This window comes from Micromonospora sp. NPDC004551, assembly GCF_040609975.1.
GTDB lineage: Bacteria > Actinomycetota > Actinomycetes > Mycobacteriales > Micromonosporaceae > Micromonospora.
The window spans coordinates 51,247-64,250 of the sequence record NZ_JBEXLM010000015.1; the positions used below are offsets into that span (position 1 = coordinate 51,247).

15 protein-coding genes and 4 tRNA genes are annotated in these 13,004 nt (G+C 72.4%); 13 read left to right on the forward strand and 6 right to left on the reverse strand.

The window, feature by feature from the left end; translation table 11 throughout:
* The first annotated feature begins 48 nt into the window (after positions 1–48).
* On the forward strand, positions 49–927 hold the full coding sequence (gene htpX / locus ABZW14_RS18945) for a zinc metalloprotease HtpX (protein ID WP_355347849.1): 879 nt from the start codon (positions 49–51) through the stop codon (positions 925–927).
* A 51-nt stretch (positions 928–978) separates the two neighbouring features.
* Here the strand turns inward: htpX and ABZW14_RS18950 are convergent, their stop codons facing one another.
* The gene (locus ABZW14_RS18950) at positions 979–2,175 is read right to left on the reverse strand and encodes an MFS transporter (protein ID WP_355347852.1); all 1,197 of its coding nucleotides are present in this window, start codon (positions 2,173–2,175) and stop codon (positions 979–981) included.
* Between the two features lie 195 nt (positions 2,176–2,370).
* On the opposite strand from ABZW14_RS18950, the gene ABZW14_RS18955 reads away from it, so the two are divergent.
* Positions 2,371–3,630, forward strand: a complete 1,260-nt coding sequence (locus tag ABZW14_RS18955; RefSeq protein ID WP_355347855.1) for an MFS transporter — start codon at positions 2,371–2,373, stop codon at positions 3,628–3,630.
* Between the two features lie 4 nt (positions 3,631–3,634).
* Here the strand turns inward: ABZW14_RS18955 and ABZW14_RS18960 are convergent, their stop codons facing one another.
* The 4 genes from ABZW14_RS18960 to ABZW14_RS18975 all read right to left on the reverse strand — a co-directional run bounded on the left by ABZW14_RS18960 (position 3,635) and on the right by ABZW14_RS18975 (position 5,719).
* Positions 3,635–4,156: a hypothetical protein gene (locus ABZW14_RS18960; protein WP_355347858.1), complete on the reverse strand. Its 522-nt coding sequence runs from the start codon at positions 4,154–4,156 to the stop codon at positions 3,635–3,637.
* On the reverse strand, positions 4,137–4,592 hold the full coding sequence (locus ABZW14_RS18965; protein WP_355347861.1) for a SigE family RNA polymerase sigma factor: 456 nt from the start codon (positions 4,590–4,592) through the stop codon (positions 4,137–4,139). Before ABZW14_RS18965 ends, ABZW14_RS18960 begins: the two co-directional genes overlap by 20 nt.
* Before the next feature lie 261 nt (positions 4,593–4,853).
* Entirely contained in the window at positions 4,854–5,129 is a 276-nt protein-coding gene (locus tag ABZW14_RS18970; RefSeq protein ID WP_355347864.1) for an antibiotic biosynthesis monooxygenase family protein, read from the reverse strand.
* A 95-nt stretch (positions 5,130–5,224) separates the two neighbouring features.
* Positions 5,225–5,719, reverse strand: coding sequence for a YajQ family cyclic di-GMP-binding protein (locus tag ABZW14_RS18975; RefSeq protein WP_132180567.1), 495 nt, complete (start codon positions 5,717–5,719; stop codon positions 5,225–5,227).
* Positions 5,720–5,866: 147 nt separating this feature from the next.
* Here ABZW14_RS18975 and ABZW14_RS18980 point away from each other — a divergent pair.
* Positions 5,867–5,950: transfer RNA gene (locus ABZW14_RS18980), tRNA-Tyr, on the forward strand.
* Positions 5,951–6,159: 209 nt separating this feature from the next.
* On the forward strand, positions 6,160–6,789 hold the full coding sequence (locus ABZW14_RS18985; protein ID WP_355347868.1) for a methyltransferase domain-containing protein: 630 nt from the start codon (positions 6,160–6,162) through the stop codon (positions 6,787–6,789).
* 35 nt (positions 6,790–6,824) lie between these two features.
* On the opposite strand, the gene ABZW14_RS18990 is transcribed toward ABZW14_RS18985, so the two are convergent.
* On the reverse strand, positions 6,825–7,577 hold the full coding sequence (locus ABZW14_RS18990; RefSeq protein WP_355347871.1) for an alpha/beta hydrolase: 753 nt from the start codon (positions 7,575–7,577) through the stop codon (positions 6,825–6,827).
* 346 nt (positions 7,578–7,923) lie between these two features.
* On the opposite strand from ABZW14_RS18990, the gene ABZW14_RS18995 reads away from it, so the two are divergent.
* From ABZW14_RS18995 to secE, 9 genes are all read left to right on the forward strand, one after another.
* Positions 7,924–8,067 carry a hypothetical protein gene (locus tag ABZW14_RS18995; protein WP_168215401.1) on the forward strand — a complete coding sequence of 48 codons (144 nt, stop codon included), beginning with the start codon at positions 7,924–7,926 and terminating at the stop codon, positions 8,065–8,067.
* Positions 8,068–8,116: 49 nt separating this feature from the next.
* Complete coding sequence (locus tag ABZW14_RS19000; RefSeq protein WP_355347875.1) at positions 8,117–10,645, forward strand: bifunctional diguanylate cyclase/phosphodiesterase; 2,529 nt, start codon at positions 8,117–8,119, stop codon at positions 10,643–10,645.
* A gap of 96 nt (positions 10,646–10,741) precedes the next feature.
* Positions 10,742–10,814: transfer RNA gene (locus tag ABZW14_RS19005), tRNA-Thr, on the forward strand.
* Between the two features lie 25 nt (positions 10,815–10,839).
* Positions 10,840–10,912 (forward strand) — tRNA-Met (locus ABZW14_RS19010).
* A gap of 131 nt (positions 10,913–11,043) precedes the next feature.
* Positions 11,044–11,211, forward strand: coding sequence for a 50S ribosomal protein L33 (gene rpmG, locus ABZW14_RS19015; protein ID WP_067301359.1), 168 nt, complete (start codon positions 11,044–11,046; stop codon positions 11,209–11,211).
* Between the two features lie 119 nt (positions 11,212–11,330).
* Positions 11,331–11,777 carry a MaoC family dehydratase N-terminal domain-containing protein gene (locus ABZW14_RS19020; protein WP_355347878.1) on the forward strand — a complete coding sequence of 149 codons (447 nt, stop codon included), beginning with the start codon at positions 11,331–11,333 and terminating at the stop codon, positions 11,775–11,777.
* 3 nt (positions 11,778–11,780) lie between these two features.
* Positions 11,781–12,173 carry a MaoC family dehydratase gene (locus tag ABZW14_RS19025; RefSeq protein WP_355347881.1) on the forward strand — a complete coding sequence of 131 codons (393 nt, stop codon included), beginning with the start codon at positions 11,781–11,783 and terminating at the stop codon, positions 12,171–12,173.
* Positions 12,174–12,299: 126 nt separating this feature from the next.
* Positions 12,300–12,372: transfer RNA gene (locus ABZW14_RS19030), tRNA-Trp, on the forward strand.
* A 214-nt stretch (positions 12,373–12,586) separates the two neighbouring features.
* Complete coding sequence (secE, locus tag ABZW14_RS19035; protein ID WP_355347884.1) at positions 12,587–12,994, forward strand: preprotein translocase subunit SecE; 408 nt, start codon at positions 12,587–12,589, stop codon at positions 12,992–12,994.
* The last annotated feature ends 10 nt before the right edge of the window (positions 12,995–13,004 follow it).

The following is a 13,004-nucleotide window of genomic DNA, read 5'->3' on the forward strand; positions in this document are numbered from 1 at the left end:
GAACCGGTCAGCGGGCTCCGCGCGGGCCCGCGCACCGAAGGAGCGATCGTGCATCACAACCGTTTCAAGACCGCAGCGTTGCTCGGCCTGTTGACCGCGCTGATCCTCGCGGTCGGCTACTGGTTCGGCGGTAGCGGCGGTCTCGTCTTCGCCGTCGTCGTCTCGTTGGTGATGAACGGCGTGACCTACTTCTACTCCGACAAGCTCGCGCTGCGCTCGATGCGGGCGCAACCGGTCAGCGAGGCACAGTTCCCCGAGCTGTACCGGATGGTGCGGGAGCTCTCCACCCAGGCGGGCAAGCCCATGCCCCGGCTCTACGTGAGCCCCACGGCGCAGCCCAACGCGTTCGCCACCGGGCGTAACCCGGAGCACGCCGCGGTCTGCGTGACCCAGGGGATCGTCGAGATCCTCGACTACCGGGAGCTGCGGGGCGTCATCGGCCACGAGCTGTCGCACGTCTACAACCGGGACATCCTGATCTCCAGCGTGGCGGCCGGCCTGGCCGGCATCATCACCGCGCTGGCCAACATCGCCTGGTTCATCCCGCTGGGCTCGTCCGACGACGAGGACGCCCCGAACCCGGCGGTGCTGCTGCTCACCCTGATCCTCGGCCCGATCGCGGCCACCCTGATCCAGCTGGCGATCAGCCGCAGCCGGGAGTTCCAGGCCGACCAGTCCGGCGCCGAGCTGAGCCGGGACCCGCTGGCCCTGGCCAGTGCCCTCCGCAAGATCCACGCAGGTACGCAGGCCCGCCCGCTGCCGGCGCAGGGCCAGCTCACCAGCACGGCACACCTGATGATCGACAACCCGTTCAAGCGGGGCGGCGGCATCGCCGCGATGTTCGCCACCCACCCGCCCATGGAGCAGCGGGTGGCCCGGCTGGAGCAGCTGGCCCGCAATTCCGGGCCGGTGCAGTTCCAGCGCTGACCCGCACCGACCACCTCCGCCCGCGTCCACCCGGACGCGGGCGGACGTGCTTCAGGCGGTGGCCTCGGGCAACCGGTCGGGCCGGGCGAGGAGCACGACCCCGAGCAGCAGCACCCCGGCGACGAGGTAGGCGGTGGCCGGACCGAACAGCTCGGCGGCGGTGCCGAGCAGGAAGATCCCGCAGCCGGAGACCACGATGTTCCCCGCGACGATGGTCGCCTCCACCTGGCCCATCCGCTCCCTGGGCGCCAGCCTGGCGAAGGTGGCCTGCGCCCCGATCAGCCAGCCGCCACCCGCGCCGATCAGCGCGTTGGCCACCGCCAGCACCCAGGCCGGGGCGTGGGCCGCGACGAGCACCCCGGCCAGCAGCAACGCGCCGCCCAGCGCGGCGGCCGCCGCCATCTGACCGGCCACCCGCGCCAGCCAGGTCCGCCGCCCCACCGCCAGTACGAAGACCGCGCCGCCGAGGGGCGAAGCGGCCAGCACGAGCGGGCGCCACGCGCCGCCGGCCAGGTCCGGAGCCAGGGTCTCCGGCAACGCCCCGGAGAGCACCGTGCCCAGGGTGAGCAGAGCGACGCCGCGCAGCACCGGGTGGCCGGCGATGGCGCGGATGCCGGCGGTGGCCGGCGGGCGGGCCTTCCGGCGCTCGCCGTGGCCCACCGGAAGCCCGGCCAGGACGACGGCGGCCAGCAGGAACGACACCAGGTCGACCAGGAGCGCCACCCGGGGGCCGAGCGCCACGGTCACGCCGGCCCCGGCGAGCAGACCGGTCACCTGGCCGAGCTGGTTCGCGAAGGCGGAGAGGCCGAACAGCGGCAGTCGCAGGGGGCCGTCCACCGCCTCGGCGACGATCGCCACGTTCACACTCGAGTACGCGGCCCGGACCGCGCCCAGGAGGCCGGCCGCGACGATCGCCGGCAGCGGCCGGGGCGCGGCGGTCGGTACCGCGATCAGGACCGCTCCGGCCAGCGACAGCCCGACCAGCATGGTGCGCCGTGCCGGCACGTCCAGCCACCCGCTGAACACGGTCGCGACCAGCAGGGCGGGCAGCGTCCGGGCGGCGTACACGGCGGCCGGGCCGAGCACCGACTGCGTCTGGTCGTACGCGAGCAGCAGCAGGGCGGCCAGCCCGACGAAGTCGCCCAGCTCGGAGACGCCACGGGCGATGACGAGCCGGGAGGCGACCGGGTGGCGGAACAGGTCTCGGTAGCCGGGCGGGGGCGCGAGCCGTTCCTCGGTGCCGGTCATCAGTCCTCCGCACAACGATGGGTGGAGTCTGCGAACGCATGGACCTGATTCGATCAGCAACCTACCGTCTGGCCGCCGGCGCGGCTGCCCCGTCCGGCCGCCCCGTGTGAGGGAGCCGACCATCACTGCGGCGACCTGTGGCGTTAGGGTCGGAAGGGTATTCACCCGTTACCTCACCGCACCGGAGGTGCACCCTTGGCCGCACTGCGCCAGTACCTGGGCGTCTGGCGGATTCCCGGCGCCCCGATGCTGCTGATCCTCGGCATCATCGGCCGGCTCGGGATCGGCATGACCCCGCTGGCGCTGCTGCTGGTGGTCGCGGAGGTCACCGACCGCTACTCGCTCGCCGCCGTCGCCGGCGGCATCTACGCGCTCTCCGGCGCCGCGCTCAGCCCGATCGCCGGGCGCGTCGCCGACCGGGTCGGCCCCACCCCGGTGCTGCTGGCCACCGCCGTGGCCCACCCGCTCGCCCTCTTCGGGCTCCTCGGCGCCAGCCGGTCCGGCTCCGGCAGCCTCGCCCTGATCTACCTGGCCGCGGGCGTCGCGGGCGCCACGTACCCGCCGCTCACCGCCGCCATCCGGGGCGCCTGGAACGACCTCACCGCCCCCGCCACCGGTCGGGCCCACCTGCGCAACACCGCGCTCGCCGCCGAGACCTCCCTCTTCGAGGTCGTGTTCGTGCTCGGCCCGCTGCTGGTGGCCGGCTTCGTCCTGGTCGCCGACGCCGCCGCCGCGCTGGTCGGCGCCGCCGTGGTCACCCTGGTCGGCACCACCGCCGTCGCGCTCGGCCGGGTCATGCGCGGCTGGCGGCCGCACCCCCGCGAGCACCACGCGAAGGGCCTCGGCCCGCTGCGGGTCGGTGGCTTCCCGGCTCTGCTCCTCTGCGTCGCGAGCCTGGGCATCGCCTTCGGCGCCGCCGGGGTGATCGTCCCGGCCTTCGCCGGGAACGCCACCGCCGACGACCCGGAAAGCCTCGCCGGCGTGCTGCTCGCCGTCTGGGGCATCGGCAGCGCCTTCGGCGGGTTCTGGTTCGGGGTACGCAAGCCCGCCGCCAACATGACCCGCCAGTTCGCCTGGCTGCTCGGCGCGGTCGCCGCCAGCTTCGCCGTCTTCGCCGTGATGCCCGGCCCGGCCGCGCTCGGCGTCGCGCTGGTGCTGGGCGGCGCCACCATCGCCCCCGCGCTGACCCTGGAGAACACCCTGGTCGGCCGGATCGCCCCGGCCGGCATGCTGAACGAGGCGTACACCTGGGTGGTCACCATGTCGGTGGCGGCGAGCGCCGCCGGGGGAGCGGTGGCCGGGCTCATCGTCGACCACGCCGGAGGCGTGCCCTGGGCCTTCCTGTTCGCGGGTGCGGCGGTCGCCGTCGGGGCCGCGGTCGCCGCGCCGCGAGGCGGGCCGATCGCCCGCGCCGAAGCCACCGCGGTACGCGCCGAGCAGTCCCTCGTCGCCTGACCGCTCACCGCCCGGCGGGCAGCACCACCCGCTCCACGCCGGGCAGACCCGCCACGGCGGCCTGGATCGGCGCGGGGTCCTCGCCGACCGCCAGCAGGATCGAGGCGACGAACCGCCCGTCACGGTCCGGCCGCAGCGACACCGGCTGGCCACCGCAGCGCAGACCCGCCTCACCGCGCGCCACCCCGATCCGGTAGTTCGCCTCCTGCATCTGTTGCGCCGAGGCACCGACCCGGAAGACGACATCGACCCGCGCCGGCGCCCCCGCGTCCGGGAGGCACCGCCCGGTCGCGGACGGAGTCGCGCTCGCGGTGGTGCCCGACGCCGCCGGTGTCACGGGACGGGTCAGGCCCGGCACCGTCGCCGCGCCGCCCGCCACCACCACCGCCGCAGCCCCGGCCAGCACCGCGGCCCGCCGGCGACTGCGCGCCCGGCCGCGGGCCCGGACCGCGGCCGGCGGGGCCAACCGCAGCCCGGCAACGTCCCGTTCCAACTCCGTCAGAGCCTCACGAATGCGTGCCGACATCGGTCTTCTCCTTCTCCTCGTCGCTGAGTAGAGCGGCGAGCGTCGCCCGCGCCCGGGAGAGGTGGGACTTCACCGTGCCGACCGGCATGCCGGTGCTTCTGGCGATCTCCGCCACCGGCAGGTCGTGAAGGTGGTACAGGACGACGACGACCCGCTGCGCCTCGGGCAGCCGCCGCAGCGCGTCCAGCAGCGCCACCCGGTCCGGGTTCGGCCCCGGCGCCGGAGCCTCCCGGCCCAACCGCGACCGGGCCGCGAACCAACGCCGCAGGCCGCGCCACCGGTTGGCGGTCAGCCGCCAGGCCACCGTCCGAACCCAGCCCTCGGGGTCCTCGTACGACCCGACGGTGGACCATCGCTGCCACGCCCGGGCGTACGCCTCCTGCACCACGTCCTGAGCCTCCGCGAGGTCGCCGCACAGGGCGTAGACGTGGTGCACGGTCCGGCGTGCGGTAGCCGTGTAAAGGCGTCGAAATCCTCAGGGCCGTCCATGCCCACCTCCCGCGTCCGCTCTCCAGCACCGGACACCCCGCAGCGGACACTGCGGTTGCAACGCGGGATCAATCTGCTCGGGGCGGGTACGCCCCGGCATGTTCCTCTTCTTCTCGAACCGGGTGGGCTGTCTCGGCTCGATCCTGGTCAGCGCCCTCGTGACCGTGATCCTGCTGCTGATCTTCGCGCGCTGACGTGGTCGGCGGCCTCACACGCCGAGGCCGCCGACCACCCTCAACTCCTGCCCGGTGAACTCGCCGGTGAGCATCGGCATGGCCCGGCCGATGGCGGCCCGGGTCTCGGGAAGCCGCAGAGAGGCGTCGTGGTGCTCCCTGCTCCGCCACACCTCGGTGACCCAGATCGTGACGTCGTCCTGGTCGGAGACGCCCACCACGTACAGCTCGCAGCCGGCCCCGCGGAGCCCGTCGACGCCGCTCAACAGGATGGCGACGACGTCGTCCCGGCAGCCGGGTCGCGTCCTCATCGACGCCAGGTAGCCGTAGGACATGGTCGCCTTCCCGCTCTCGGTGGGTCGGGCCGCCGACCGGTGCCGATCCGGGCGGCGGCCTGACGGACGTCCTAGCGGTAGTTGGTGAACTGGAGGGCGACGCCGAAGTCCTCGCCCTTGAGCAGCGCGATGACGGCCTGGAGGTCGTCCTTCTTCTTGCCGGTGACCCGGAGCTGGTCGCCCTGGATCTGCGCCTGCACGCCCTTCGGGCCCTCGTCCCGGATCTTCTTGCTGATCGCCTTGGCCTTGTCCGAGTCGATGCCCTGGATCACCTTGGCGTCGATCTTGAAGATCTTGCCCGACGAGCGGGGGTCGCCGGCGTCCAGCGACTTCAGCGAGATGTTCCGCTTGACCAGCTTCTCCTTGAAGACCTCCAGCGCGGCCCGGACGCGCTCCTCGGTCTCCGCCTGGAGGCTGATCGCCTCCTCGCCCGACCAGGAGATCTCGGCGCCGGTGCCGCGGAAGTCGAACCGCGTCGCGAGCTCCTTCTCCGCCTGGCGGAGGGCGTTGTCGACCTCCTGCCGGTCGACCTTGCTCACGATGTCGAACGACGGGTTCGCTGCCATGCTCATGCTCCTGCTGTCCGGAGGTCTGTCCTGATCCGTCCCTCGCTGACCAGCGCGGGACCCCCTGACGGTACCCGCTTGCGGCGGCCCCGGGGGCAACCGCTATCCTTGCTTCCGCCGCCGCGTCGCGACGTGGTGGTGTGCCCTGGCGGGTTGCCCGAGCGGCCAATGGGAGCGGACTGTAAATCCGTCGCGAAAGCTACAGAGGTTCGAATCCTCTACCCGCCACCAGGCAGTGGCAAGGCCCTTGATCTGCGGAAACGCAAGTCAGGGGCCTTCGTCGTATCCGGCCCGCGACGACCGCTGTCGCCCTCGGCCCGCCGGCTGATCGGGCCCGTGCCCGGCGCCCACGGGGACTAGGGTGGGTGATCAACACGGTGGGCCCTTCTCGCCGACTCCGGGCCACGGATCCAGGGCTTCCCGTGGGCGAGGAGACGTCCGTGCACGACAACGACCTCACCGCCGAGAGCGATCCGGCCGGCCGGTTCGAGCGGCTCTACGCCGACGCCGAGCGGGGCGAGGCCGTCGTCCCGTGGGACCTCGACCGGGCGCACTCCCTGCTCAGCGAGTGGACCGACCGGACCCGGCCGGACGGATCCGGTCGGCGCGCCGTGGTCGTCGGGTGCGGCTTCGGCCGCGACGCCGAACACCTGGCCCGCTTCGGCTTCACCACCGTGGCCTTCGACATCTCTCCCACGGCCGTACGGGCGGCCCGCCGCCGCCACCCGGACTCCCCGGTCCGGTACGAGACCGCCGACCTGTTCGACCCGCCGCACGACTGGCTGGGCGGGTTCGACCTCGTGCTGGAGAGCATGAACGTGCAGGCACTGCCGGCCGAGCTGCGGCAGCGGGCGATCCCGGCGGTCGGCCGGCTGGTCGCGCCGGGCGGCTCGCTGTTGGTCATCGCGGCCGGCCGGCGGGACGACGAGGTCGTCGAGGGCCCGCCCTGGCCGCTGGCCCGGGCCGAGGTCGACGCCTTCGCGGCCGGCGGCCTGACCCCGGCCCGGGTCGAGGAGATCGTCGTCCCCGACGCCGGGATCCGCTGGCGCGCGGAGTTCCGCCGCGCCTGAGGGTGGCAACGCCGGCTGGGTGGGAACTCGCCCCTTCAGACCGTCCGTTCGAGGAAGTGACGGACGGACTCGTGGATGTCGGGGCGAGTGAACTCCAACTCGCCGTGGTCGCCATCGGTGATCAAGGTGTGTACGCGATGTCCGGCGCGGCTCAGCGCGGCGGCGAGGTCGAGGCTCTGTGTCGGCGGTACCGCCGTGTCGTCGAGGCCGTGCAGCAGCAACACGGGAGTGCCGACACCGACGTGGGTGGTCACCGTGCAGTCGCGGGTGGCGGCGTCACCGGGCGCCGGCACGTGTCCCAGCAGCCGGTCCCAGGGGTTGCCTTCGGCCCGTGCGCGAGGCCAGTCCTCGGCCAACGGATCCACCGGGGGTTCGAAGGCCATGATCGCGTCCACATCGCCCGGTCGATCGATGCCCCGCAGGCCGAGGTGCAGCGCCAGGTGCCCGCCGGAGGAGTCGCCGGCCACGATGAACGGCGCCCCCGCCACCCGGGCCGCTCGCGCCTCGGCGCGGACGTCGTCGAGCTGTGCCGGCCAGAGCGCTTCGCCGCTGAGCCGGAAACGCGCGTGGACGACGTGCAAGCCGAGCCGCTCCAGCCATGACACGTCGTTGGTCTCGCGTGAGTACCAGCCGCCCCCGTGTATCCAGAGAGCCACCGCTCCGTCCGTCATGATCACTGATCCTAGAGGTGCCGCCCCGGGCGCGCGGTACCCACCCGACGGGGATGGTCGGAAGCCCGACTGGTCGCCGACGGTGACCGTGATTTCGATGGAATCGACCCGCTTCATCCTCTGGCGTTCCGGCCGGAGAAAGGTATGGTGGTCTATGCCCCGGGGTGGATGCCGCCCTCCGGGCTCACCGGTTGGTGTCGCGGCATCGCAGCGGGTGAACGGGGCTTTTCGGATGGCTTGATCGGTTCGCGTTGAAGGTCGGAATCCGCAGTGGACGGAGCGGTCGACGGGCTCCCACACCACTTGATCTGGCTAGGCGTCCCCTGGCGTCTGGACCGAACGGCGGAACCTTCGCGACGGTCGGATCTGGGCTGCTCCCACGACTTTTCTGGGTGCCGCCCCCTGTGGCACGATCGTGGAACCTCCACCATCCCTGTGAACTATCCCCGACAGGAGAGCGGACATGTCTGGTCGAAAGCTGGGCCGGCTGCTTGGCTCATTGCTGGCAATCGCCGCCGTGGCGAGCGGCATCCTCGTCGGCGCCGGCCCGGAGCTGGGAGACGCGCAGACCGCCGACGTCATCTGGAACATGCCCGCGGTTCGCTGACGGGCACCGTCCGATCTGAGCCGGACGACGGGTCGAGAGAAGGGGCGGCATGTCGGGACAGCCCCCCAAGGGCTCGCGTTCGAATGACCACGCCTGGCTGATCACCGCCCCGCTGGTTCTCTTCGCCGTCGTCTGCTCGACGGTCACCGGGCTGGCCAGCGACGACCCGTTCGGCGGCTGGCCGCTGGCGGTGCTGTTGCTGGTGGCCATGGTGGCCGCCGGGCTGCCGGTGCTCAACTTCACCGTCCGGCGGCAGTCGCTGGGCGTCACCCTCACCGAGATCCCGCTGGTTCTCGCGTTCTATCTGACCCGTCCGCTGACGGTCGTCGTCATCTACACGGCGGCCGCGGTCATCACCCATCTGTGGCATCGGATGGGCACGACCAAACTCTGGTTCAACGTGGCCCGCGCCGCGGCCGGCTCGTCGCTCGCCGTGCTGGTGCTGCAGGCGCTCCCGCCGGTCGAGGGGATCGGGCCGCGCGCCTGGCTGACGCTCTTCACCGCCGCGATCATGGTCAACCTGGTCAGCATCACCTCGGTGGCCGGCGTCTACACGTTGCTGCAGGGCTGGCAGACCGGCCGCGAGGCGTTCCGCAAGTCGCCGTCGGCGCTGCTCTCCGCGTCCATCAACATCGTCGCGGGCCTGATCATCCTGATCCTGATCACCTCCACGTGGTGGTCGCTGCTCCTGCTCGGGGCGCTGATCGCCGCGCTGACCCTGGTCTACCGGGCGTACACGCAGTTCTTCCGGCAGCACCGGACCCTCTCCGACATGTACGAGCTGAGCCGGGCGGTCAGCGGCAGCGGCCAGGACGGCACGCTCGCCGACGCCCTGCTCGGGCGGGTCCGGGCCCTGCTCCAGGCGGAGTACGCCACCCTCTGGCTGCCCGCGCAGGGGCGGCACCCGGAGGTCCTGCTGACCTCCCGGATCGCCGACTCGGGGCTGCTCGACGTGGCCCCCACCCCGGCCGCGCTGCGCGAGCGGGTCCGCCGGGAGGGCCGCACGCTCGTCCTGGGCCGGGGTCCGGGAGCCGACGCCGAGCTGCGTACCGCGCTCTCCGGGCAACGGGTCAAGGACGTCATCGCGGTCCCGCTGCGCTCGGGGTCGGTGGTCATCGGCACCCTGGAGGTGGCCAACCGGCTCGGTGCCAGCAACTCCTTCGGCCGCACCGACGTCCCGCTGCTGGAGACCGTCGCCGCGCACGCCGCGGTCGCCCTGGAGAACTCCCGGCTGGTCGACCGCCTGCGGCACGACGCCGAGCACGACGCCCTGACCAAGCTGCCCAACCGCCGGCGGGTGACCGCGGCGGTGACCGAGGCGGTCCGGATCGCGGCGCCGGGCGAGGTGGTGGCGTTGCTGCTCTTCGACGTCGACCGGCTGCGCCAGGTCAACGAGTCGCTCGGGCACGCGGCCGGCGACAAGGTGCTCGTCGAGGTGGCCGAGCGGTTGCGCGCCTGCGCGCCCTCCTCGGCGCTGGTCGGCCGGGCCGGTGGCGACGAGTTCCTGGTGATGCTGCGGCTGGAGAGCGCCGAGGCGGCGCTGGAACTGGCCGGCCAGCTGCGCGAGCAGATCCGCGACGAGATGGTCTTCGACGCGCTCACCCTTGACGTGGACACCGCGGTGGGTGTGGCCGTCCACCCGGAGCACGGCAGCGACGCCGTGACGCTGCTGCAGCGGGTCGATCTGGCCGCCACGGCGGCCAAGTCGGTCCCGGGCAGCGTCCAGCTCTACAGCCCGGCGCTGGAGTCCCGGTCGTTGCGCCGGCTGGGCCTCGCCGGCGACCTGCGGCGGGCGCTGGACGACGGGGAACTGGAGGTCTACTTCCAGCCCAAGGTCACCCTGCGGGACCGGCGTCTGGTCGGGGTGGAGTGCCTGGCCCGCTGGGAACACCCGGCGCACGGCACGGTGGCCCCGGACGACTTCGTGGCGGTGGCCGAGCACACCGGCCAGCTCGGCCGGCTCACCGAGTTCGTGCTGCGGGAGAGCCTGCGGCGCAGCCGGGACTGGAGCCACGGCGAGCAGCCGCTTGCCATCTCGGTCAACCTGGCCGCCCGGACGCTCACCGACCAGCACTTCCCGGCCCTGGTGCGGGATCTGCTCGACGAATACGGGGTGCCGCCGCAGCGGCTCACCCTGGAGATCACCGAGGCCGGGGTGCTGGACGGCACCGAACGTCCGATTCCGACCCTGAGGCGCCTTCGTGACCTCGGTGTCCGGCTCTCGGTGGACGACTTCGGCACCGGCAACTCGTCCCTGGCCCAGCTGCGCCGGCTGCCCGTGCACGAGGTCAAGGTCGACCGCTCGTTCGTGCAGGGGATGGCGACCGACCCCGGCGACCTGGCCATCGTCAACGCCGTGGTGACGCTCTCGCAGCAGTTCGGCCTGGCCGTGGTGGCCGAGGGTGTGGAGAGCGAGCTGACCCTGGAGCTGCTCCAGGACATCGGCTGCGAGATCGGCCAGGGTTTCCTGTTCAGCCGGCCCCTGCCGTACGAGCGGTTGGAGGCCTGGTTCGGCGCCCAGGTCGACCCCGAGACGATCGTGGCGGGCGAGCTTCCCCGCCTGCGCGTCGTGCCCTGAGCTGCGCAGACGTCGCAACGGGGGATCCGATTTCACCTCGGCGGCGGGGTCGTGTACTGTTTCCCCTGCGCGACACCCCACGGGGTGATCGGGTAGGCCCCCTTAGCTCAGTCGGCAGAGCGTCTCCATGGTAAGGAGAAGGTCTACGGTTCGATTCCGTAAGGGGGCTCAGAGGGTCCGGCTGGGCCCGTCACGGCGGTGTAGCTCAGATGGCAGAGCAAGCGGCTCATAATCGCTGTGTCGCCGGTTCAAGTCCGGCCACCGCTACTCTCGTCCTCCGGGTTCGCCCGGTGGTCGGTGGGATGGGCGCCGCAGGCGCCCACTTTGCATGTCCGCGTATTCAGCGCGTAGGCTGATGCGCCGTAGTTGTTACCCGTGAGCGAGGAAGGCACTCCGCCGTGGCGAAGGCGACCGATGTCCGGCCGAAGATCACTTTGGCGTGTGTGGAGTGCAAGGAGCGCAACTACATCACGCGCAAGAACCGCCGTAACGACCCGGACCGCATCGAGCTGAAGAAGTTCTGCCCCCGGGACGGCAAGCACACCATCCACCGCGAGACCCGCTGACCCGCGGCCGGCTCCGCCGGCCCGCAGACAGCTTTTCGAACGCCGATCCGCACGGACGGCGGCCCCGAGCCGCCCGACCGTACGGATCGGCGTTCGTGCTTTCCGTGTAGGTTCGCGGCATGTCCCTGGACCCGTCCTTCGTCGGCCGGACCTATCCGCCGACCGCCCCCTACCAGGTGGGCCGAGAAAAGATCCGCGAGTTCGCCGAGGCCATCGGCGCGACCGACCCGGCGCACCACGACCCGTCGGCCGCCCGGGCGCTCGGGCACCCCGACGTGGTGGCCCCGCCCACCTTCCCGGTGATCGTGACCATGGCCGCCAGCCGGCAGATCGTCGAAGACCCGGCGCTGGGCGTCGACTACAGCCGGGTGGTGCACGGCGACCAGCGCTTCGCGTACACCCGGCCGGTGGTGGCCGGGGACGAGCTGGTCTGCGTGAACACCATCGAGGACGTCACCAACCGGGGCGGGCACGGCTTCCTGACCACCCGCACCGACGTGAGCACCGTCGCCGGCGAACCGGTGGTCGCGGTCTGGTCCAAGATCGTCGTACGCGGGGAGGCCTGAGGAATGGAACTGCCCACCCAGACGTACCGGGTGACCCGCGCGGACCTGGTCCGCTACGCGGGCGCCTCGGGCGACTTCAACCCGATCCACTGGAGCGACCGGACGGCCACCAAGGTCGGCCTGCCCGGGGTCATCGCCCACGGCATGTTCACGATGGCCCTGGTCGGCCGGGCGGTCACCACCTGGGCCGGCGCGCCGGACGCGGTGGTCGATCTGAACGTCCGCTTCACCCGCCCGGTGGTCGTGCCGGACACCGACGAGGGCACCGAGGTCGAGGTCTCCGCGGTGGTCAAGGAGGTCACCGAGGACGGCCTGACCAGGCTCGACATCACCGCGACCTGCCTGGGGGAGAAGGTGCTGTCGCAGGCTCGCGCGATCGTCCGGACGCCTCGCTGAGGATCCGGTCGACGCGCGAGGGGTGGACCGGTTGGGAAAGTCGCACGACTACCCGTACACTGGTCCGCCGTGGGGCAAGTGACCCCTGCTCGGCACTGCGTGTCCGGGTGGGGTGAGTTGCCGCACAGGGGTGTAGCTCAATTGGCAGAGCAGCGGTCTCCAAAACCGCAGGCTGCAGGTTCAAGTCCTGTCACCCCTGCGCCTCAGGCCTGACCGTTCCCGTGGGTCGCGCCGCCGCAGGGCGGCGCCCGGCCCGTGGTGGTGGCATCGGCGGGGTTGGTTCCGAGGCATTCGGGGCCCTCCCGGTCGGTCCGCCGGCCGCGGCCCGTCGCGGGACGGTTGGTCCGGCCGGCGTGACCACACGCCGCGCACGCCGCCCGGCGTGCGACCCGATATCCCGCACGGAGGGCGAAGTGGCCGAGAGCAAGCGGCGCGGCGAGGACGCCGGCGACGAGCGTCTGGACGACGACGCGACCGTCGACGGCGTGGCCGACGACGGCGTGGCCGACGACGACGCCACCGACGCGGACGAGCCGGTCTCCCGGGGCGGCACCGCCACCCGTAAGCGGGCCCGCGCCGATTCGACCGAGGGCCGGAAGACCCGGAAGGACACCGAGCGGATCGGGCTGTTCGCCCGCATCGCGCGTTTCTTCCGCGAGGTCGTGGCCGAGCTGCGTAAGGTCATCTGGCCGACCCGCAAGGAGCTGCTGACCTACACGGCCGTGGTGGTCACCTTCGTCGCGGTCGTCCTGGCGATCGTTGCCGGCCTGGACTACGGCTTCGCGAAGGCGGTGCTGTGGGTCTTCGGCAACCCCAGCTGACCTGCGGACA